Source organism: Sphingopyxis fribergensis (assembly GCF_000803645.1).
Lineage (GTDB): Bacteria > Pseudomonadota > Alphaproteobacteria > Sphingomonadales > Sphingomonadaceae > Sphingopyxis > Sphingopyxis fribergensis.
In genome coordinates this window covers 2413028-2433464 of the sequence record NZ_CP009122.1, presented here as the reverse complement: position 1 = coordinate 2433464, position 20437 = coordinate 2413028, and the positions used below count along the sequence as shown (strand labels likewise).

The 20437-nt window shown below is 64.0% G+C and carries 26 protein-coding genes and 1 tRNA gene; 16 read left to right on the top strand and 11 right to left on the bottom strand.

The genetic code is table 11. The annotated features are described in order from the left end of the window. Positions 1-11: 11 nt before the first annotated feature. A complete protein-coding gene (locus SKP52_RS11215) occupies positions 12-1430 on the bottom strand; it encodes an MFS transporter (RefSeq protein ID WP_039574799.1) in 1419 nt (472 codons plus the stop codon). Positions 1431-1454: 24 nt separating this feature from the next. Beyond that, positions 1455-1901 (bottom strand): RrF2 family transcriptional regulator, encoded by a 447-nt coding sequence (locus tag SKP52_RS11210; RefSeq protein ID WP_039574797.1) that lies wholly within the window; start codon positions 1899-1901, stop codon positions 1455-1457. Between the two features lie 149 nt (positions 1902-2050). Here SKP52_RS11210 and SKP52_RS11205 point away from each other — a divergent pair, with 149 nt between their 5' ends. From SKP52_RS11205 to SKP52_RS11195, 3 genes are read left to right on the top strand one after another with little or no spacing between them, the layout of a single operon-like run. Next, positions 2051-2611, top strand: a complete 561-nt coding sequence (locus SKP52_RS11205) for a hypothetical protein (RefSeq protein ID WP_228383903.1) — start codon at positions 2051-2053, stop codon at positions 2609-2611. Then, a complete protein-coding gene (locus SKP52_RS11200; RefSeq protein ID WP_039574793.1) occupies positions 2595-3311 on the top strand; it encodes a COG3904 family protein in 717 nt (238 codons plus the stop codon). Before SKP52_RS11205 ends, SKP52_RS11200 begins: the two co-directional genes overlap by 17 nt. Positions 3312-3343: 32 nt before the next feature. Then, positions 3344-3946, top strand: a complete 603-nt coding sequence (locus SKP52_RS11195; RefSeq protein ID WP_039574790.1) for an HD domain-containing protein — start codon at positions 3344-3346, stop codon at positions 3944-3946. A 98-nt stretch (positions 3947-4044) separates the two neighbouring features. Here SKP52_RS11195 and SKP52_RS11190 read toward each other — a convergent pair whose 3' ends face one another. Beyond that, the gene (locus SKP52_RS11190) at positions 4045-4851 is read right to left on the bottom strand and encodes an enoyl-CoA hydratase-related protein (RefSeq protein WP_039574788.1); all 807 of its coding nucleotides are present in this window, start codon (positions 4849-4851) and stop codon (positions 4045-4047) included. A gap of 125 nt (positions 4852-4976) precedes the next feature. Between SKP52_RS11190 and SKP52_RS11185 the strand changes: the two genes are divergently transcribed. Further along, positions 4977-5282, top strand: a complete 306-nt coding sequence (locus SKP52_RS11185; protein ID WP_039574786.1) for a hypothetical protein — start codon at positions 4977-4979, stop codon at positions 5280-5282. Positions 5283-5353: 71 nt separating this feature from the next. Here the strand turns inward: SKP52_RS11185 and SKP52_RS25365 are convergent, their stop codons facing one another. Together SKP52_RS25365 and SKP52_RS24595 are read right to left on the bottom strand one after the other, a co-directional pair. Further along, positions 5354-5650, bottom strand: coding sequence for an immunity 53 family protein (locus tag SKP52_RS25365; protein WP_081997302.1), 297 nt, complete (start codon positions 5648-5650; stop codon positions 5354-5356). A 287-nt stretch (positions 5651-5937) separates the two neighbouring features. Next, entirely contained in the window at positions 5938-6600 is a 663-nt protein-coding gene (locus SKP52_RS24595) for a hypothetical protein (protein ID WP_148309103.1), read from the bottom strand. A gap of 66 nt (positions 6601-6666) precedes the next feature. Here SKP52_RS24595 and SKP52_RS11175 point away from each other — a divergent pair, with 66 nt between their 5' ends. Together SKP52_RS11175 and SKP52_RS11170 are read left to right on the top strand one after the other, a co-directional pair. Then, a complete protein-coding gene (locus SKP52_RS11175; RefSeq protein ID WP_039574785.1) occupies positions 6667-8262 on the top strand; it encodes a peptide chain release factor 3 in 1596 nt (531 codons plus the stop codon). A 57-nt stretch (positions 8263-8319) separates the two neighbouring features. Next, positions 8320-8778, top strand: coding sequence for a hypothetical protein (locus SKP52_RS11170; RefSeq protein WP_039574784.1), 459 nt, complete (start codon positions 8320-8322; stop codon positions 8776-8778). On the opposite strand, the gene dinB is transcribed toward SKP52_RS11170, so the two are convergent. Next, positions 8771-9829: a DNA polymerase IV gene (gene dinB, locus SKP52_RS11165; RefSeq protein ID WP_267128059.1), complete on the bottom strand. Its 1059-nt coding sequence runs from the start codon at positions 9827-9829 to the stop codon at positions 8771-8773. The two genes, SKP52_RS11170 and dinB, sit on opposite strands and share 8 nt — an antisense overlap. Positions 9830-9990: 161 nt before the next feature. Between dinB and SKP52_RS11160 the strand changes: the two genes are divergently transcribed. From SKP52_RS11160 to SKP52_RS11150, 3 genes are all read left to right on the top strand, one after another. Then, positions 9991-10064, top strand: a tRNA-Gly gene (locus SKP52_RS11160). Between the two features lie 212 nt (positions 10065-10276). After that, entirely contained in the window at positions 10277-10576 is a 300-nt protein-coding gene (locus SKP52_RS11155) for a hypothetical protein (RefSeq protein WP_039574782.1), read from the top strand. A 91-nt stretch (positions 10577-10667) separates the two neighbouring features. Further along, on the top strand, positions 10668-11363 hold the full coding sequence (locus SKP52_RS11150; RefSeq protein WP_039574781.1) for a L,D-transpeptidase: 696 nt from the start codon (positions 10668-10670) through the stop codon (positions 11361-11363). A 15-nt stretch (positions 11364-11378) separates the two neighbouring features. On the opposite strand, the gene SKP52_RS11145 is transcribed toward SKP52_RS11150, so the two are convergent. After that, positions 11379-11882 carry an FKBP-type peptidyl-prolyl cis-trans isomerase gene (locus SKP52_RS11145; RefSeq protein ID WP_052208947.1) on the bottom strand — a complete coding sequence of 168 codons (504 nt, stop codon included), beginning with the start codon at positions 11880-11882 and terminating at the stop codon, positions 11379-11381. Positions 11883-12123: 241 nt separating this feature from the next. Here SKP52_RS11145 and SKP52_RS25360 point away from each other — a divergent pair, with 241 nt between their 5' ends. The 7 genes from SKP52_RS25360 (at position 12124) to SKP52_RS11110 (ending at position 17274) form a co-directional block, all read left to right on the top strand. After that, positions 12124-12297 (top strand): DUF1328 family protein, encoded by a 174-nt coding sequence (locus SKP52_RS25360; RefSeq protein ID WP_039574779.1) that lies wholly within the window; start codon positions 12124-12126, stop codon positions 12295-12297. A gap of 282 nt (positions 12298-12579) precedes the next feature. Continuing rightward, positions 12580-13041, top strand: a complete 462-nt coding sequence (locus tag SKP52_RS27365; RefSeq protein ID WP_039574778.1) for a penicillin acylase family protein — start codon at positions 12580-12582, stop codon at positions 13039-13041. Beyond that, complete coding sequence (locus SKP52_RS26640) at positions 12993-13220, top strand: hypothetical protein (protein ID WP_148309102.1); 228 nt, start codon at positions 12993-12995, stop codon at positions 13218-13220. The genes SKP52_RS27365 and SKP52_RS26640 overlap by 49 nt, the downstream gene beginning before the upstream one ends. A 203-nt stretch (positions 13221-13423) precedes the next feature. Beyond that, the gene (locus tag SKP52_RS11125; protein WP_228383902.1) at positions 13424-14335 is read left to right on the top strand and encodes an alpha/beta hydrolase; all 912 of its coding nucleotides are present in this window, start codon (positions 13424-13426) and stop codon (positions 14333-14335) included. Between the two features lie 134 nt (positions 14336-14469). Further along, positions 14470-15045 (top strand): EF-hand domain-containing protein, encoded by a 576-nt coding sequence (locus SKP52_RS11120; protein ID WP_039574774.1) that lies wholly within the window; start codon positions 14470-14472, stop codon positions 15043-15045. A gap of 142 nt (positions 15046-15187) precedes the next feature. Beyond that, complete coding sequence (locus SKP52_RS11115; protein ID WP_039574772.1) at positions 15188-15922, top strand: response regulator; 735 nt, start codon at positions 15188-15190, stop codon at positions 15920-15922. Then, positions 15919-17274 carry an ATP-binding protein gene (locus tag SKP52_RS11110; protein ID WP_039574770.1) on the top strand — a complete coding sequence of 452 codons (1356 nt, stop codon included), beginning with the start codon at positions 15919-15921 and terminating at the stop codon, positions 17272-17274. Before SKP52_RS11115 ends, SKP52_RS11110 begins: the two co-directional genes overlap by 4 nt. Before the next feature lie 124 nt (positions 17275-17398). Here SKP52_RS11110 and SKP52_RS27230 read toward each other — a convergent pair whose 3' ends face one another. The 4 genes from SKP52_RS27230 to SKP52_RS11095 all read right to left on the bottom strand — a co-directional run bounded on the left by SKP52_RS27230 (position 17399) and on the right by SKP52_RS11095 (position 20376). After that, on the bottom strand, positions 17399-17533 hold the full coding sequence (locus SKP52_RS27230; RefSeq protein ID WP_267128050.1) for a hypothetical protein: 135 nt from the start codon (positions 17531-17533) through the stop codon (positions 17399-17401). A gap of 278 nt (positions 17534-17811) precedes the next feature. Beyond that, positions 17812-18612: an acyl-CoA thioesterase gene (locus SKP52_RS11105; RefSeq protein WP_052208126.1), complete on the bottom strand. Its 801-nt coding sequence runs from the start codon at positions 18610-18612 to the stop codon at positions 17812-17814. 7 nt (positions 18613-18619) lie between these two features. Beyond that, positions 18620-19792 (bottom strand): saccharopine dehydrogenase family protein, encoded by a 1173-nt coding sequence (locus SKP52_RS11100; RefSeq protein WP_039574768.1) that lies wholly within the window; start codon positions 19790-19792, stop codon positions 18620-18622. 71 nt (positions 19793-19863) lie between these two features. Further along, positions 19864-20376, bottom strand: a complete 513-nt coding sequence (locus tag SKP52_RS11095) for a DoxX family protein (protein ID WP_081997300.1) — start codon at positions 20374-20376, stop codon at positions 19864-19866. Between the last annotated feature and the right edge of the window lie 61 nt (positions 20377-20437).

The window sequence follows — 20437 nt, the reverse complement described above, 5'->3', positions numbered from 1 at the left end:
TCCAACTTACCTTATCGACCGCTCTGCTCGGGATCGCCTAGCGTGGCCCACGCGGCGAACCCCGCCGCACCAGCAAGCACGCCGCCCGCGACGGCGGCCGTGCGAAATGCCGACAGCAAAGCGTCGCCGCTCTGCGACAGCACGACCCCGACAAGCGCGGTTGCGATCAGACCGCCTGTCCGCGCGATTGCGCTGTTGAAGCCCGACGCGGTCCCCATGTGCTGGTCGTCGACCGCCGACAGGACCGCCGTCGTCAATGGCGCCACCGCGCCCGCCATGCCGAGCGCTATCACGAAGAGGCCGGGCAGCACGCCCACGACATAACCTGCCGCGGGATCGACGCGGTGGAGCAGAAGGAAGCCCGCGCCGGCGACGATCGGGCCAAGTGTCAACGGCCATCGCGGCCCCGCGCCCGCCGCGATCTGGCCGATCCAGCGCGAGGCAAGTCCGATGACGAGCGGGAAGGGCAAAAGCGCCAGGCCCGCCTCGAGTGGCGAATAGCCGCTGGTGATGAGCAGATAGGGTAGGAGGACGAGCAGTCCGCCGAGCGCGCCATAGAGGGCGAAGGTGAGGAAGGTCAGGCCGGCAAAGGCTTTCGATGCGAAGAGCGAAAGCGGCATCATCGCGGCATCGCCGCGCGCGCGTTCGACGAAGATGAAAGCGGCGAGCATTGCGACGCCCGCGATCAGGCCGAAAAGCACCGTTCCGCCCACGATCCCGTCGTTCGACCAGAGGGTGAGGCTCCAGGTGAGCAGCCCGAGCCCGAGCGTCACGAGCGCCGCTCCGACCCAATCGAGCGGCTTGCCGCTGCCCTTGTCATTCGCGACATAGCGCCACGCGACGAATATCGCCGCGGCGCCGACGGGCAGGTTGAGGTAGAAAATCGCGCGCCATCCGGCGACTTCGATCAGCCAGCCGCCGAGCGGCGGGCCGACCGCGCTCGCGATGGCGCCGACCGCCGCCCACGTCCCGATCGCACGCCCTTTCGATTCGCCCCGGAAGCTGTTGCCGAGAATGCCGAGGCTGTTCGGCATCAGCATTGCGGCGCCGACCCCCTGTAACGCGCGCGCGGCGAGCAGGACTTCGATCGTCGGCGCCACCGCGCACGCGAGCGACGCAGCAAGGAACACTAGGATCCCCGCGATCAACATCCGGCGCTGCCCCATCTGATCGCCCGCCGCGCCGCCGAGGAGGAGCAGCGCGCTGAGCGGGAGCAGATAGGCGTTGACGGTCCATTGCAACCCGGCGGCGCCGGCATCGAGGCTGCGGTCAATCGCGGGCAGCGCGACATTGACCACCGACCCGTCGATAAAGGCGAGGCTCGACGCGAGGATCGTCGCGACGAGCGTCCAGCGCGGATGCGGCGGCAGTTGCCCTTCGGGGCGGCCCAGGACCGCGCTGTCGCAGGGAGTGGGAAGAGCGGCTGTCATAATCCCTTTCTCCCGGCGCCTTTGCTATTCGGCCGCCTCATCCTTGTCGAACACGGGTTCGAGCGCGATCGGGTCGGCAAGGGTGATGCGGTCGAGGATCGATGCGGTGTCGTCGCGGACCTTCAGCATCAGGCTGCGCAGCCGGCATTCGGCTTCGGGCAGGCAATTCTTGCAATGCTCGTGCGCATTGCGCGCCGCACAGGGAACGAGCGCGAGCGAGCCGCGCGTGAGGCGAACAAGGTCGCCATAGCTGATGTCGATCGGGGGCAGCGCGAGCTGATATCCGCCGTCGCGCCCGCGCTGCGAAATCAGCAGGCCTTCGCGCGCCATTTCGGACAGGATAACGGTGAGGAATTTCGGGGGGATGTTCTGCGCGTCCGCGATATCCGCAAGCTGGACCTGGCCCTTGCCCCAATGGTCGGCAAGGTGCTGGAACGCGCGGATCGTATAACGGGTCTTTTGCGAGAGCATGGCGGCGTTACTGTGACATATTCAGGCTTAATTCAACCTGTCTGGATGACATAAGTTGCAGAGTTGATGAAAATCACAGCGGGTGGCATGAACCACCCCTATAAAGGTCGCATGGTTGCCCGGTATCGGGCGCGGCAAGGGTGGACAGGATGATGCGTAAAATATTGGCGACCCCCGCGGTTCTCGCGGCGTGCCTACTGGCCGTCGCGCCCGCACAGGCGCAGTTCGGCAGCCTGCTCCGCAAGGTCACGACCCCCGCGCCCAAGCCGAGCGAAGAGGGCAATGGCGGTTGTCCCAAGGGCAAGAAGGGGAGCAGCATCGGCCGCAACATCCTCGGCAATGTAATCAGCGATGCGGTCGGCGACGCCGCGAGCAAAGCGGGCGTTTACAGCTATGTGCCGATCGGCGAGGTCAGCGGCACGCTCACCGACGCGATCGCCTGCCGCCTCGACCCCGCAGAGCAGGTGCAGGCGGCGGCCGCGACCGACGAAGTGACGCGCGGCGAAGAGGTCGGCGCGACCGCGAACTGGACAAGCGAGACGCGGCAGAATGTCAGCGGATCGTCGACCGTTGCGGCAAAGAACGAGCTCGCCGACGGCTCGCAATGCATGAGCGTCACCGATATCGTCATCGTCGAGGGCGAGGAAACGCGCGTGTCGAAGCGCATGTGCAAGGCCCCCGGCCAGGCGCGCTATGTACTCGCGGCGTAAAGTCTTTCGCATCGCGGCGGCGGCGGGTCTGGTCGCCTGCCTGACCGCCGCCGCCAAGCCCGCGATCGACCCCGCGAACCCGACCTGTCCGCTGACCCCCGATTGGTCGGCGAATGCAACGATGAAGCTGACCCCCGTGGCGAAAAAGGGCGGCAAGGTGCTGCTTGCCGAGGGACGGATCGATACCGGGCTGCCCGAGCGGCTGAAGACCGCGCTCGCCGCCAATCCCGACATCAGCGAAGTCTGGCTGCGCTCGCCCGGCGGCGACGCGCGCGCGGGCAATGCCGCGGGGCGGATCATCCGTTCGAACTTTGGCCTCACGACGCGCATCCCGGCGGGATGGGCCTGTTTCAGCGCGTGCAATTTCATCTTCATGGGCGGACAGCCGCGCGTGATCGACCCCGGCGGCTTGTTCATCGTCCATATGTTCACGCGCACCGGCGACCGCAGCGCGATCGACATGAGCGTCGCGATGGGCACCGATGCGACCAAGGAATTGATCGGCGACATCGAACAGGATGCCGCATTGCTCGCGAGCGAGGACAATGATTTCCTGATCCGCATGGGCGTGTCGCGCAAGCTCTTGACCGAAGTTATGTACCGGCAAAAAGCACTCGCCAACGCTGAGGACAAGTCGACGCGGCGCTGCCTGACGCAAGTCGAGGTCAAGGCCTATAACGTTGCAAATAACAACGAATAGGATAGGCTGCTCTCAAAATAGGAGAGGCTGCCATGAACGAGATGACGCACGATCACGCCACTTTCCGGTCGATGATCGACGGGACGCAGGAAGATTGGGACATTATCGCGCGCGAGCAGAAGGAGTTTGCGCCGAACAATGGCAAGCGCATCCTCGACCATCTGAAGCTGCTCGGCGGCGATTATGGCGGCTTTCCGGTCGACCGGCTCGAACATTGCCTGCAGACCGCGACGCGCGCGCACCGCGATGGCCGCGACGAGGAATATGTCGTGATGGCGCTGCTCCACGATATCGGCGACACGCTGGGCGCGTTCAATCATCCCGATGTCGCGGCGGCGATATTGAAGCCGTTCCTGTCAGAGGAAAATCTGTGGATCGTCCAGCATCATGGCGTGTTCCAGGGCCATTATTTCTTCCACTATCTCGGGCTCGACCGCGACATGCGCGACCAGTTCAAGGATAGCCCGCATTATGCGGCGTGCGCAGAATTCTGTGAAAAATATGACGCGCCAGCGTTCGATCCCGATTATGATAGCGAACCGCTCGAATTTTTCGAGCCGATGGTGATGCGCCTCTGCTCCTATCCGCGCACGAGCATCTATAAAAAGGTGATGGTCGAAGAGGCGGCGGAGTAGGCAAAGCAAAAAGCAAAAGGCCGCGTTAGAAACCCGTTCGCTTGGCGTAGGCCTGTGGGGTGTCTCGACTTCGCTCGACACGAGGGGGAATGGGCGGCTTACTTCCCCTTGAACTCGGTCTTCCGCTTTTGCTGGAACGCCATGATGCCTTCCATCGCATCGGCGGTGCCGCCCGCGACGAACTGGCCCTTGGCTTCTGCGTCGAGCGTCGTCGCGAAATCCTGCGTCAGGCCGTCGCGCAATATCTTGCGCATCGTGCCGAGCGCAATGGTTGGGCCGTTCGCGAGGCGTGTCGCCAGCGCCTTGGCTTCGACCAAGAGATCGGCGTCCTCGACGCTCTTGTAGATCATGCCCCAGTCGGCGGCCTGGTCGGCCGAAATCTTCTCGCCGAGCATCATCATCTGAAGCGCACGCGGCACGCCGATCAGGCGCGGGAGCAGCCAGGACGATCCGCCGTCGGGAACGAGGCCGATATTGACGAACGCCTGAAGGAAATAGGCGCTCTTGCCCGCGATGGTGAAATCGCCCGACAGCGCAAAGCTGCACCCGACGCCCGCGGCGGGGCCATTGACCGCGACGACGACGGGAATGTCGAGACTGGCGAGGGAAAGCAGCATCGGGTTATAGTGGCCGCGCAGCGCGTTGCGGCTGCGCGCCCCGCCGCTGACCGCGCCGCCCGCCGAGCGGTCGCCCGCCAGATCGGCCCCCGAACAAAAGCCGCGGCCTTCGCCGGTGATCAGCAGCGCGCGTGCGCCGAGGCCGGGCAGATGATCGAGTGCTTCGCGAATGTCGTCGGCCATTGCGGGCGGCATCGAATTGAGCCGCTCGGGGCGGTTGAGCGTGATCGTCGCGACTTGGTCGGCGAGATCGAGCTTGATCGTGTCGAAGGTGGGAATGTCGGTCATGGGGAAGGATCCTCTCGCAGGCGCTTTACCTTTACGTTCACGTAAAGTTGTTACTTATTTGTGCGAGGAGTGCAAGAGGGAAGGGGTTGGGCAGTCACGTCCGGTATCGACCGATTGCGGACATTGTGGAGCGGCCGATCAAGCGCTATCGCTGTGCTGTGGCGAAAAGATTTACCATCAACGAGTTGGAGCCCGTCGCGCGCGAGGCAACTCGCAAGGCTCTTGAAGGCGTGCAGAAGAGCTTCGACCTATATCAGAACGACCCAAACCTCACTCTAGGCACGATCGTCGAGGACGACGTCGCGACTTTCCAGCTTTATTTGGCAGGTGCCACTCCTGCTGATGCTGTTGTGCTCACGGCCGCCAGAGTTTCGCGCGAGACCGGAAAGCTGCTGGGCGTCGAAATCTGCTTCGAAGATCCCGCTGCATAACACCTCAGTCCGCTTCCCACCCCGTTTTCGCCGTTCGGCGCTATTCGGGACACGATGGCAGAAAGCGACCGTTAGTGGACGTTCGTCGCCCAATCTCGAAAAGTTTCGAGCAAGGAGCGAAGATGTAACGGCCCGCCAACGCCGTGAAAGACATTCGTTTCAGTCCAACACGCCCACCAATCGGTATCATGTTCATAATTATGGGAAATCCTATCGAGAGTGCGGCCGTCGCAATCTGTTCCTTCTAGCGCGATTTTGATCGACCAGCCGGGATTGTCGATGGTGTCTATCTGAGGACCGAAGCCATGCTCCCAATCTCCATCGCATTGGGCTTCATACCAGCGAGCGAACCAATCTAAGACGTCCATTGGACGAGGCTATTTGAATGATGGAGAGTTGGAAAGCGAAAGTCCGCTTCCCACCCCAAAACCGACATCGGCCGACCCAAAAAACCGCTGTCCTACATTGCCGCGCCATGCCAGCGTCGGATTCGGTCTTTGAAATCTTCGGCTTCTGCAACCAGATCCTAAAACGACAAAGGAGACAGTTTTAGCGTGTGCATGCGTATATTTTGTCGCCTTAAGCCTGTCCTGAGCGTGTCGAAGGGGCCACAAGGGATACAAAGTCGGCGCGCGCGTGCGGGACTTTTGTGGCTTTAGGGGTCGCCCAGCCGCACGAACCGCATGTCACCCTCGGCGCGGTGGAGGGTGACGCCGCGCTCGGTCTTCTCTACGCAGGCGCCCTCGAAATTCACCACGCCGATATCGTTGGGGATGATGGTGACTCGGAGCTTGCCGCCGTCGGCTTCGGTGAGGTCAAATCGCGGCGCGGTGATGCCGTAGATCGGCTCGCGCACCTCGATCCAGCGCGGGATGCGCTGGTCGTCTTCGGGCATCGTCCAGCCGTAAACCTGGGTGTAATCCTCAGCGGGATCGCCGCTGTCGAAGCCGATCGTGAAATCGACCCCGGGGATGCCTTTGCCGCCCGGCCAGGTAACGAGCAGGGTCGGGACGCTGCCCTCGACCTCGAGCAGCGCACCCTTCTCCATCGCGGGCGGCACCGGCTTGGGATCGGTAGTCAGGCAGGCCATGTCACCGCGCATCTCCCACCGGCCCTCGGCGCGTTCATCGAGCGCCCCCGCCGCCAACATATATTGAAAGCGGCCGTCGTTCCGGATCAGCAGCCCGCCGCCGACGTCGGGCCCTTCGGCGAGGCTATATTCGCCAACGAAGGGCGAGTCCTGCGCCGCGGCAGGCGCGGCGATCAGGGCGGCGGCCATTGCGGCTATGGGGAGCAGGGTGCGCATGGCGCCGATCATGCGGCGGCGGGGGTGGGGACGCCAGCCCCTTTCCACATGTCGCCCCACCTGCTAGGCGCCCGCGCCATGTCCCAGACGCACCCCGACCGCCGTACCTTTGCCATCATCTCGCATCCCGACGCGGGTAAAACGACGCTGACCGAGAAATTGCTCGTCGCCGGCGGCGCGATCCATATCGCGGGCGAGGTCAAAGCGCGTGGGCAGGCGCGGCGCGCGCGCTCCGACTGGATGAAGATCGAACAGCAGCGCGGGATTTCGGTCACCTCGTCGGTGATGACCTTCGAGCATGAGGGGCTCGTCTTCAACTTGCTCGACACGCCGGGGCACGAGGATTTCAGCGAGGATACCTATCGTACCCTCACGGCCGTCGACAGCGCGGTGATGGTCATCGACGCTGCGAAGGGGATCGAGCCGCAGACGCTCAAGCTGTTCGAGGTCTGCCGCCTGCGCTCGGTGCCGATCATCACCTTCATCAACAAGGTCGACCGCGAGGGGCTGCCGCCATTCGAGTTGCTCGACGAGGTCGCGGACCGGCTTGCGCTCGACGTCTGCCCGATGAACTGGCCCGCGGGCATGGGCGGGCAGTTCGAAGGGATTTACGACCTCGTCGATCCGGCGATCATGAAGTCGGGTGGCGATGCCTCGCGGATGTACGAAGGCCACCGCGCGAAAGTCGCGGGGCTCGACGACCCGGCGCTGGCTGCGGAGCTTTCGGAGCGCGCGCTGGCCTTGCTCAAGGAAGAAACCGAGCTGGCATCGGCCTGCTATGCGGAGTTTGACGCTGCCGCCTATCGCAACGGCGACCTGACGCCGGTCTATTTCGGATCGGCGCTGAAGGAATTCGGCGTCGTCGATCTGCTCGATGCGCTCGCCAACCACGCACCGGGGCCGCAGCCGCAGCCCGCCGAACCCGCGCCGGTGCAGCCCGGCGACGATGCCGTGACCGGATTTGTGTTCAAGGTGCAGGCGAACATGAACCCCGCGCACCGCGACCGTATTGCCTTCATGCGCCTCTGCTCGGGCAAGTTCGAGCGCGGGATGCGTCTGATGCAGGGCGGGACGGGCAAGGCGATCGCGATCAGCCGCCCGATGCTGTTCCTCGCGCAGGACCGCGAGATGGCCGAAGAGGCCTATCCGGGCGATATCATCGGCATTCCGAACCACGGCACGCTGCGCGTCGGCGATACGCTGTCCGAGCGGACCGACATCACGATCACCGGGCTGCCGAACTTCGCGCCCGAACTGCTGCGCCGCGTCGCGCTCGTCGATCCGACGAAGACCAAGCAGCTTCGCAAGGCGCTCGACGATATGGCGGAGGAGGGGATCATCCAGGTCTTTTACCCCGAGATCGGGTCGAACATGATCGTCGGCGTCGTCGGCCAGCTCCAGCTCGAAGTGCTCATCAGTCGCCTCGATGCCGAATATAAGGTCGAGGCGAAGCTCGAGCAGTCGCCGTGGGACACCGCGCGCTGGATCGCGAGCGACGATGCCGCGGCGCTGAAAGCGTTTCAGGCGGACCACCGCGGCGCCAGCGCCACCGATCGCGACGGCGCGCCGGTGTTCATGGCGAAGGATGCCTGGGAAGTCGGCTATGTGACGCAGCGCCACCCCGCGATCCGCTTCACCGCGACCAAGGAACGCGTGTTCGCCAACGCGGGTTGATCGCCTCGCCCAATTCCTCCACCATGACGTCATCTTTCGGCAGAAGTGGGGGGATCTATGCGCGTATGGATTTTGGCGCTCGCCGCGATCGCGAGCAGCGTGCCGGCGGCGGCACAGACGATCAGCATGCCGATCGGCAAAGGGTTGTGGACCAACGACAATCAGAAATGCGCGACCGTGCGCTATGGCTATGTCTTTGACGGGACGCGTTGGGGATCGCTCTATTATTACGGACCGACCGGCAATCTGGGGCCCGCGGCCGAGTTGCGGCCGATCACCCAGACGCGGACGGTCGAGGGCGGTTTCACGCAAATGCAGTTCGGCGATTATGACGGTGCGGGTTATTTCCGCGTCAAATCGCAGGGTGCCGACCGTGCGCTGTACCGTGTTGGATCGCCTTTTCGCGAGGAAATCCAGGTTTCGGACGAACCGCTGATCCGCTGCGATTTCAAGACGCTATCGCCCAAGATGCAGGCGGCGATCCGGCGCCATGCGCCGGGGCTTGCAGTCAGATAAGGCTGAGCAGGTCGGCGGGCGTCGTGGTTCCGTCTTCCTCGTCATCTTCTTCCCCCTCGAATTTGCTCAGCGTGATGCCAAGCAGGCGGATGCCCTGTTCGGTCGGCAGCAGCGGGGCAAGGATCGCTTCGCCCGTGGCGAGCAGCGAATTGCCGTCGAGGATCGGTGCCCCGACCGACTTGGCGCGCGTGATCGTCCGGAAATCGGCGTAGCGCAGCTTCAGTGTCACGGTGCGACCGCGCGCGCCTTTCTTGGCCGCGCGGTCCCACACGACGGTACAGACATGCGCGAGGGCCTCGCGGATTTCGGTGTCGGTGATCAGGTCGTTGAAGAAGGTGCGCTCGCCGCCCAAGGATTTTAGCGGCCGGTTCGACTTGACGCGGCGATGGTCGATCCCGCGGGCGAGATTATAGAGCCATTCGGCGCTATTGCCGAAATTTTCGGCGAGCCACATCGGGTCTTTTTCCGCAAGATCTGCGCCCGAAAAGACACCGAGCCCCTCCATCTTCGCCGACGTGACCGGGCCGATCCCGTGAAAGCGGCGGATCGACAGCGTCTGGACGAACGCCGCGCCGCGGCCCGGCGGAATGACGGTAAGGCCGTCGGGCTTGTTTTGGTCCGACGCGAGTTTCGCGATGAACTTGTTGTACGACACGCCGGCCGAGGCGGTGAGGCCGGTTTCGTCGCGGATGCGGCGGCGGATCAGTTTCGCGGTCGCGGTCGCGCTGCCCAGCCCGGCCTTGTCGGCGCTGACGTCGAGATAGGCCTCGTCGAGCGACAGCGGCTCGACCTCGTCGGCATAATCGTGGAAGATGGCGCGGATCTGGTGCGACACCTCGCGATAGGCGTCGAAGCGCGGCGGCACGAAGATCAGGTCGGGGCACTGGCGCTTCGCGGTGATGCTGGGCATCGCCGAGCGGACCCCGAATTTGCGCGCCTCATAGCTTGCCGCCGCGACGACGCCGCGCCGCGACGATCCTCCAACCGCGACGGGTTTGCCGCGCAATGATGGGTCGTCGCGCTGTTCGACCGACGCGTAAAAGGCATCCATGTCGACGTGGATGATCTTGCGGACCGGAATGTCCGCAGCGTCCTCGGGGCTATGGTCTTCGCCGTCCTGCACGGCACCGCTTTAGCATGTTGCCAAAATGTTCTCAATGAGTCGCTTGACTGCGGGCGGGCAAAATGGCAATCGCCGCCGACCTTGGAGATGCGGGTATAGCATAGTGGTAATGCTCTAGCCTTCCAAGCTAGCTAGGCGGGTTCGATTCCCGCTACCCGCTCCACCAAAACCCGACATCGATATGCGCGAACCGGCGAGTTCGATTGGCCGCGCGAGCGCGCGCTGAGCCCCGGAACTTGCCGCAACATGCCGGCGTTATCCATCCACATCCATCCACCCGAACCGATGCACAGCCGGACAGAATCGCATTGTTCGCGCGGCGGCGCTCGGCTTGGACCGATCGCGAGGGGGGCATTAGCGAATAGGAGAATTTCGATGTCCCCATCTGTCAAGAAACTGGCACCCGCGGTGGTGATTTTGGTCGGCTCGCTGGCTTTGGGCGGCTGTGCCACCAAGGGCTTCGTGCGCGAGCAGGTCGCGGTGGTGAGCCAGCGGGTCGATGCGCTCGAACAGCAATTGCAGGCCACCGACGCCACGGCGAAACAGGCCTTGACCGAAGCGCAGGCCGCATCGGGGCAGGCGCAGAATAATGGTCAGCGTCTCGATCAGCTCACCGGCCGGGTCGATGGCATCGAGCAGCGGATGCAGGCGCAGCAGAAGCGGCCGCGCAACTGAGGTCGCTTTGACGGCAAGCGCTGATCAACCGTGATTTATATCGCCGTCGCTTTCGGGCGACGGCGACCGTTTCAGTCGAGTGCATCATCCTATGATCAAAGTCTGTCTTGCGCTTGCAGGGTTCGCGTTGACCGCTTCGGTGTCCGCGCGATCGGCAGAGCCGCCTCCTTCGCGCGAATTGGCGACGGCGGAAGCAAAGGGAGCGGAAGCCAAAGACGCAGCCGTTCGATCGGAGGCCGCGACGCGCGTCGCCGATTGGGTCGCTGCGTCGGGAGACAATGCCGCCTTGCCCTATATCATCGTCGACAAGCAGGCGGCGTCGCTCCTGCTGTTCGACGCTCAAGGGAAATCGCTCGGCCAAGTTCCGATTTTGATCGGCGTCGCGGTCGGCGATGAAGCCACTCCCGGGATCGGTTCGAAGAATCTCGCCGAGATCGGCCCCGCCGAGCGGACGACGCCCGCAGGACGCTTCCTCGCCAAATTCGGGATGGCAGCCGGAAAGCAACGCGTGCTCTGGGTCGATTATGCCACGTCCGTTGCGCTCCATCCGATCCCGACGGGCAACCGGAAGGAACGCCGACGCCAGCGGATGCTCTCGCCCGACATCGAGGATAACCGCATCACCTTTGGCTGCATCAACGTCCCGTCGCTATTCTACAGCAAGAGCGTCCGCCCGCTTTTCCAGAAGAAGGGTGGATATGTCTATGTGCTGCCCGACACCAAGCCGCTCGAGGCGGTCTTCCCGCGCCTGCACGTCCACTCCTATGCGAAGGCGGCTGCCTCCTGAGGCGCCCGCGCCGACTTAACCGGCCGGCTCGACGCCCAAAAGCTCGACCGTGAACAACAAGGTCGCGCCGCCGGGGATCGGACCCTTGCCGTCGGGGCCGTAGGCGATCTGCCAGGGAATCGCGAATTCGACCTTGTCGCCGACGCCCATCAACTGCACGCCTTCCTGCCAGCCGTCGATGACGCGATTCAGTGGGAAGCTCGTCGGTTCGCCGCGGCGAACCGAACTGTCGAACTCGCGGCCGTCGGCAAAGGTGCCGACATAATGGACGGTGACGTTATCGGCCGGGCCGGGGTGCGCGCCCCTGCCATCGCCCGCGATCCGGCGCCAGCGCAGTCCGCTCGGCGTCACGCGCCAGCCGTCGGCGCCGTGGCGCTCGGCGAGCGCCGCCATCTGTTTGTTGAGCCAGGCGGTTCCCTGCGTCGGTGCCGCGTCGCCCGGTTGGGCGATGGCCGAAGCCGGAATAAGGCAGGCAAATGCGGCCGCCGCAAGCAGCCGGTTCAAAGACGATATATGCATGAAAACTCCCTCGATCGTTGCCCGCATAAACGCACCGTGAGCCGAATAGGCAAGAGCATATCGTTCGGGACGCGCAGCGACGGCAGGAACCTTCCTCCGCATTCCTCGTTTCACCTTCGTACACATCAATCAGAGACTTGAGGCGCGGCCGCCGGTCGTTTCTTCTTTCGAAAGCCTGTTTCTGCTGGCTTGCGAAACCGGTGCTGCGCGTCCTGCTCTGGGTAATCGAAGGAGACGTCGGATGTTCAAATGGGCTTTGATCTTTGCAGTGATTGCGCTGCTTGCCGCTGTTCTGGGTTTTGGCGGCGTCGCCGGCGCCGCGGCGGGTATTGCCAAGATCCTGTTCTTCGTCGGCCTTGCGCTCGTCGTCCTGTTCCTCGTCCTCGGGTCGGCCGCCGCGAAGAAAATCACCTAAAAAATCGAACGCAGCGGGAACCTTTTGGTGCCCGCCGCGTTTCACGTTTCTATCCGATCGAAAGAGAAGGTAGAATCTGGTTCCTGTCTTCGGACGGAACCTAGGGAGCCCCGCCGCAGAAATGCGACGGGGCTTACCTGTTTCCGGCTGGTGCGACCGGTCCTGGCCCATGCCTTTGGTCCATACCCCCAGCCGCGAATCGGCACTCGATTTCGGCCTTCCCGTCAGTAACTTACCCTTCGTCAGATTAATGGACGCGACCGCGGGCCGACAGGGGGATCGATGTCGCAATATCTGATGCCGGCGGCACTTGCGGGTGTGCTGTTCATCATGCCGGCGGAGGCGAAGGAGCGATACGACGCGACGATCGTCTGCGCGAGTTACGGCATCCCCCATATCACGGCCCAAGGATTGTGCGGCGCGGGCTATGGCGTCGGCTACGCCTATGCACAGGACAATCTGTGCATGATCGCCGAGGAATTCGCGACGGTCGCTCGCGAACGTTCGATGCATTTGGGCGCCGAAGCCAAGGCGGTGGTGGGATTTGCGCCGGTCGACAATCTGTCGTCCGATCCTCCAACCCGTGGCAATTCACGGTCGAACCGAAGCCGCGGGCCCCGTTGTCGGTGGATCGATGGATGCTGCCGCACGTTGTTGGGAAGACGGGGTAATTTCCCCCGGTCACGGAGAATGACATGGCCATATTCAGGAAAATCGCAATATCCTTTGCCGCGACCTCTTTGATCGTCGCGCCTGTCGTCGCATCGGCGGCTCCAACCGCGCGCGCGGCCTCGGCTGTGGACGGTCAAAACGAACTGGAGGGCAATTCAAGCTGGATCATCGGGCTTGTCGGCCTGCTGGTAGGCGTCGGCGCGATCATCCTAGTCGCCGACAAGGACGAAGATTCCCCCGTAAGCCCATAGGGCCATATTCGCCGGAGGGCAGCCAGACCGGCTCGGGTTGCCCTCTTGCAACGCTCTGCCGCGCAGCGTGAACGGCCAACCCGTTCAGCCGCGCGGTGCCATTGCCAGCCGCTCGCTGATTGTTGATTGGCGGCCCGGGAGCGATGCGCGGGGGAGATTCGACAGCGATGGCAAGGGGATATGGGGCCGCAACAGCCTTGGGCGTGGCGCTGCTTTGGGGATGTAGCGGTGCAGCTACAGGATATGCCGATGGCAACGACGTCGCGGCGCAGGTCGTTCAGGAAGGCGAAGGGAAGCCGTATGCCTTGCTGGGAAGCGAGGTTTGGGACGTGCCTGACCCGGTTTCGGGCCGCGTTTATCAGGTCTTCGTCAGCTTTCCGTCCTCCTATGGAAAGGATCCACAACGCGTCTATCCGGTGCTCTACGTCACCGACGCCGACTATGCCTTCCCGGTCGTTCGGCAGATTGCGCGGCGATTGAACGTCGAAGGCCCGAAGGTGCAAGAGTTCATTCTGGTCGGATTGTCCTATGCCAAGGGCGACGATCCGGTGCAGAGTCGGCGGCGAGACTATACCCCGACCGCCGAAGGGCCGAGCGACGCGCCGACCGACGCGGTCCACGGCGGGGGCGCCGCGTACCAGACCTATTTGCGCGATCAGGTTCTGCCTTTTGTTGCGCGCCGCTATCGTACCGATCCCCGGCAAAAGCTGTTTCTAGGCCATTCTTACGGTGCGCTTCTGGGGACACAGATATTGTTCACCGAACCCGAAATGTTCAGCGGCTATATCCTGGGGAGCCCGTCGCTTTGGTACGGCAAGCGGCATATGTTCGCGCTGGAAAAGGCCTATGCGGCAGCACACCGCGACATGTCGGCGAAAGTTTATGTCTATACCGGCGAATATGAAGCGGCGCGTACCGCCGATCCGCGATTCAACAAGCGCGTGGATATGGTTGGGGACAGCGATGCGCTGGTCCAAATGCTGAAACGGCGCGCCTATCCGGGGCTACAAATCCGGGCGGACGTGCTGAATGACGAGGACCATGTGTCGGTCGCGCCGCGCGGCTTCACCAAGGGGATGACTTATCTGCTCCCGGTTCCGCTTGCGGCGAAATGAACGGCAGGGGGTTTTTGCGACAATTTGCGACAATTTTCCGTCGATCCGGCACGTCACTGGGACAAAGCGCGTCTAGAACGGCTTCATCGGGTTCCGGCTCATTTCCGGAAAGACCCTATGAAGGAGTTCGTTACGTGAACAAGAAAATATCGCTCTTTACGCTCGCCGCCGCTTTGGTGGCGGTGCCCGTTCTCGCCGCGCCCGGCGCCGACGGCAATGCGGTGCAGACCCGCACCGAAGCACAGGCCAAGGCCGCGCAGATGTTCGCCAAGATGGATGCGAACAGAGACGGCAAGCTCGACGCCGCCGACCGCAGCGCTCAGCACGCCGAACGACAGGCCAAGATGTTCGCCAGCCTCGATGCCGACGGCAATGGCAGCATCAGCAAGGCCGAATGGGATAAGCATGGCGCCGATCGTGCGGCGAAGCGCGCCGAACGCGGTGAAAATCGTGCCGAAGCCCGTAAAGCCGGCGAAGGTAAGCGTCACCACGGCATGCGCGGCGGTCATCACGGCATGATGATGGGCAAAGCCGATACCGACGGCGACAAGGCGATCAGCCAGGCCGAGTTCCAGACCGCGGCACTCGCGCGCTTCGATGCCGCCGACGCGAACAAGGACGGTCAGGTGACCGCCGAGGAACGTCGGGCCCAACGCGGCGCATGGCGCGCCAAGCGCGGCGCGGCTGCGGCCGCTCCCGCTAGCGAATAAGCGATTTGGCAGGAGCCGGGCACAAAGCGGAGGGCCTTCCTCCCCCTCCCGGCATTGCCTTTGTTGCCGGTCCCTGTCAGCTATCGCCCATCGGCCCCCGCGGCCGGTGGGCGAACTAGCATCTCTTTTTGACGGAAACCCGATGACCGATAGCGACGCGCCCCGCATCCTGCTGATCGACGACGAACCCTCGATCCGCGAGCCGCTGAGCGAATATCTGACCGCGCAGGGCTTTGCCGTCACCGACGTCGCGAGCGCCGCCGAAGCGCGCTCAGTGTTGCGCGCGCAGGGGGTCGATCTGGTCGTCAGCGACATCATGATGCCCGGCGAGGATGGCCTGTCGCTGACCCGCCATTTGCGCGAGACGAGCAGCATCCCGGTCATACTGCTGACCGCGCGCGCCGAGGATACCGAGCGGATCATCGGGCTGGAAATCGGCGCCGACGATTATGTCGTCAAACCCTTCAATCCGCGCGAGCTGGTCGCGCGCATCCGCACCGTGCTGCGCCGCACCCAGCAGGGTGGCCGCGCTCTTGATCCCGGCGGCACCTATTACGCCTTTGGCGACTGGGTGCTCCGCGAAGTTGAGCGCGTATTGATCGACGGCGAGGGCAATGAGGTCGCGCTGTCGTCGGGCGAATATCATCTGCTGCATGCGCTCGTCCGCCATCCGCGGCAGGTGATGAGCCGCGACCGGCTGCTCGACATGGTGCGCGGGCGCGAGGCCGATATTTTCGACCGCGCGATCGACAATCTGGTCAGCCGGCTGCGCAAGAAGATCGAGGTCGATGCCGCGCATCCGCAGCTCGTCAAGACGGTGTGGGGCGGTGGCTATACGCTCGCGTGCGAAGTGAAGCGCATGGGACCCGCAGCGTGAAACTGCGCTTGTGGCCCAAGGGCTTGATCGGCCAACTCGTCTTCGCCGTCGCCGTGATGCTGTTCGTCGCGCAGGCGATCAATTTCGTGCTGTTGTCGCGCGGGATGCGGCAGCAAAGCCTGGCGCACGGCGGCGGCATGGCGGTTGCGCGGATCATCGATGCGATCGAGCGCGATCGGCGCGGCGACTTCGGGCCGCCGCGCAACGAACGCGAGCGGCACGAAGCGCGCGAGCGTGCGCAGAAACTGGTGATCTCCGATCAGCGTCCCCCGATGCCCGCCGGCGCGGTTCGGGTGCCCGACCTTGCCGCCTATGTCGAAGGGTTGCTAGGCGAGACCAATATCCCAGCCGCCATGGTCGATGCGTGGGCGCTCCCGCCGCGCGATCGGCGGCGGCTGCGCCGGCCCGCCTATCCTGATCGGGCCGTCATCGTCGTTGCGGAGGTCGACGGGCGTTATTTCGCGGTGCGGACGCGGATCGCGGCGGGCGGTACCCGGCTGCAAGGTTTTCTCGTATGGCAGACGCTCTCGCTCTATCTGTTGTTGCTGGTTCCGATCATGCTGATCGCGTGGCGGGCCGCGCGGCCGCTGCGCGACCTGACGCGCGCGGCGCGCGCCAATCCGGCGCTTCGCGATGCCGAGCCGCTCGAGGAGGAGGGGCCATCCGACGTCCGCGAGCTGATCGGCGCCTTCAACGCCTATCGCGGCCGGATTTCGACGATGCTGTCGGACAAGGACCGGATGCTCGGCGCGGTCGGGCATGATCTTCGCACTCCGCTCGCCAGCCTGCGCGTGCGGGTCGAGGCGGTCGAGGATGACAGGCTTCGCGACAAGATGATCGCGAGCATCGAGGAAATGACCGCGATGCTGACCGACATATTGGCGCTGGCGCGATCGGGCGCGGGGACCGAGGCGCAGGAGCGCATTCCGCTCCACGAACTGATCGGTGAGCTCGCGGCCGATTATCAGGAACGCGGGCAGGATGTCGCGGTCGGCGATATGGCCGGCGCCATCGTGGTGGCGCGTCCGATGCTACTCAAGCGGGCGCTTCGCAATCTCACCGACAATGCCGTGGCCTATGGAGTGCGCGCGAGGCTGTCGGTGCGCGTCGAGCATGGCCGTGCAATGATTATCGTATCGGATGATGGCCCCGGTCTGGCCGAAGTGCAGATCAGGACGCTGATCGAACCCTTCGCGCGCGGCGAGCAATCGCGCAACCGCGCGACCGGAGGCGCCGGGCTGGGCCTCTCGATCGCGCGCGATATCGCCGAAGGCGAGGGTGGGACGCTCACACTGTCCAACCGAGCAGTCGGCGGGCTCGACGCGGTGATTGCGTTACCGGTACTACCGTAGAGCCAGCGTACGCCGCCATCGGTCGATGATAGAAAGTTCCGCTTGGGGATGAGTATCTGCCGTTCCCTACTTCGTCATTTCCGCTTTCGCGGGAATGACGAAGCATAGAGCGCGGCGCCGCAGCCTAGCAGTTGCCCTTCACTCCATCAGCACAGTCGGCCGCAGATTCAACGTCTTTTCCAGCACCGTCGATCGTATTGCAGGCAGTCATCAGAAATATCGAGCTGCCAATTGCGAAAATTTTCAGAAGATTTTTCATTATCTCTCTCCGACGGCGAGGGCGAACCACCCTCATTTTAGTTTCGATATTTGGGCAACGGCCGTTCGCACCGATCGTTCCGTTGGTTCGGCGTCACGCTGGCCGAAGCGTTCAAAATGATGGCTAGGCCGCTTCCCGAAATTTGCCCGTCGGCTAGCGGTCGCAGCTGGACTTTCGGCATCCCGAACTTGACCCTGGATCACGTCACGGGTGACGATGACAGAAGGGCAGCTTCGGTCCGAAATATTCAGACCGGAGAATGGCGTTTCAGGTCGATATCAGGCGTATATCGCGATCGCCTGACTGCCGCTGAGCACCGGCTCGCCCGCGCGGTTCCACAGCATCATGTCCTGCACCGACAGGCCGTGGCGCGCATAGGCGGTTTTGGCCGAGAGCAGCCACCAGCCGTCGTCGGTCGTCGGCGTGCCGGTCAGCATGTTGACGGTCCAGTTCATCGAGCTGATCGGGCCGAACTCGCGGAACAGCGCCATCGCGGCCGGGGGAAGCGCGTCGCCCATCGCGAGCAGCGCAACCGCGGGATGGCACACCGGCTCCTCGACGAAGCGCACCCAGGTCAGATATTCGCCAACGTCGCTTTTCCAACCAAAGCGCGGGCCGGAGGTCGGACGCATGTCGAAGTGGCGGACGAAGGACGGGCGCGCGTGGTGATCGGGAACCGGTGCCAGCGTTTCAGGGGCTGGTGCGTCGGGCATGGACAGGCGATCATGATCGAGATGGCTTTTGCGGTCGCCCGAGAAGGCGAAGACCGCGGCGGTGCCAAAGCCCTGATCGCTCGACACACCCGCGTCGATGAACAGCGAGGATTTCGACTGGCGCAGCACGCGCGTTTCGACGATGCAATCGCCGCCGACCGGGCCGACGAAACTGATCTGCGCATAGCGTAGCGGCGTTTCACTCGGATGCAGCGCCATCGTGCCCGCGAGCGCGACCGCCGAGCTGATCCCGCCGTAAGCGGTACGGCCCTGCATCCATCCTTCGTCGATATGCGCCTTGGCCACGCCCTCTTCGGTGCGCAGCGTCGAAAGCAGCGCGTCGAGCGCGCTGGGAGAGGTCGTCATCTTGTACTTATTCCTCGATCTGGAACGTCAGCCCGGCGTGCTCGGTCAGCCGAGCGATCAGCGCATCGCCGAGCAGCGCGCCCGGGGTCCACACGCCGCCTTCGCCCTTGTTCGCGAGCAAAGCGATGCCGGTTTCGGCGAGCATCTTCGACGTCGAGCCATAGCCGGGATCGCGGTCGCCCTGGACGCTTGCCCGAACGCTCGTCCCGTCGGGATATTCGCCGACAAAGAGGATGTCGTAAAAACCGTTTTCGCGTTCTTCCTTGCTCGGTCCTTCGCCGGGCTGGAGCTTGGCTTCGCCGAACGGGTTCGCCTTCGCGATCGCCTCGGCCATCGCTTTCCCGGCGTCGCCGATCGTCGTCATCATCATCTCGTCATAAACAAGATCAGCGCCCCATGCGTGACCGAGCAGGAAGTTGGTACGATGGACATTCTTGGTGTTGATCGCCGCCATCACAAAGGGCGCGGTCCAGGTGCCGGTCGCGCTGTCATATTCGGGGATCAGCCCCGTCGGCTGCGACGGTCCTTCGAAACCTGGGGTGAGCGCGAAAGAAGATTTGAGCAGCAGCGCGAGCGAGGGTTTGCGCGCGATCGCCTTCATCGTTTCTGTGAGGCTGGCAATCGTGCCGCCCGACGCGCTGCCCGCCATTTTGCGTACGCGGCCCTTTACGCGCGGCGCGGGCTTGCCGTGGCGTCTGACCGCCTCGGCCTGCAGGAAAAGGACGCCGAGGTCGAAGGGGATCGAGTCGAAGCCGCAGCTGAAGGTGATGCGGGCGCCCGACGCCTTCGCCGCATCCTGATGTTCGTCGATCATCTCGCGCATCCAGCCGGGCTCGCCGCACAGGTCGGCATAGGCGGTGCCCGCTTTCACGCAGGCGGCGACGAGCGGGCTGCCGTAGAGCTGGTACGGCCCGACGGTGGTCAGGATGACCTGCGCGCGCGCCGCCATCCCGTCGAGGCTCGCCGGATCGCTCGCGTCGGCGACGATCAGCGGCGTGTCCGTGGGCGCACCGATCAGGTCGCGGACTTCGGCAAGCTTGGCGGCGCTGCGCCCCGCCATCGCCCATTTGGGCGCATCCTTGCGACCGGCATAATGTTCGGCGAGATATTCGGCGACGAGCCGCCCGGTAAAGCCTGTCGCGCCATAGACGATGATGTCGAACTCGCGGGCCGCAGCCATGGCTATCCTCCCTTTACGTAAACGTTAAGTGGAGGCTAGCGCAGGTGGCGAAGCTTGCCAAGCGCGAAGCGTCAGCGGCGCCAGAAGGGGCGTTTTTCGACGACCACAGGCGCGCCGACGGCTTCGGCGCGGCCCTCGGCGCGGGCGGCGCGCAATTCGGCGTCGGTTGCGTGCTGCTGCGCGCGATGCGTGGCCAGCTCATCGCGGCGACGCTGGCGCAGCGCGTCGTAACTCCAGCGCGTGTGACCGTAACCGAACAGACAAAGCAGCCCGCCGGCGATCGCCAGATTCTTCATCGCCGCCATTGCCTGCATCGGGTCGGTGAACTCGCGGTGGAAGAAGAGGATAGTGGCGAGAACAAAGCCCGCGAGCAGGATCGACCACAGCCGCACCGCGATGCCAAGCGCGATACAAACCCCGGCGATCAACTCGAACAGGCCCACCGGGATGGCAAGACCACCGGGCAGGCCCGACGTCGCAATCATCGCGCTGGTATCGGAAACATGGATCAACTTGTTGATGCCCGACACGATAAAAATGACGGCGATGAACAGGCGGCCGATAAAGACAGCGATCATGGACATGGATTTCGTCCTCCAAACGATGCCCCCGCCGCTTGTGCTGACAGGACGCGCGGGGAGGCGA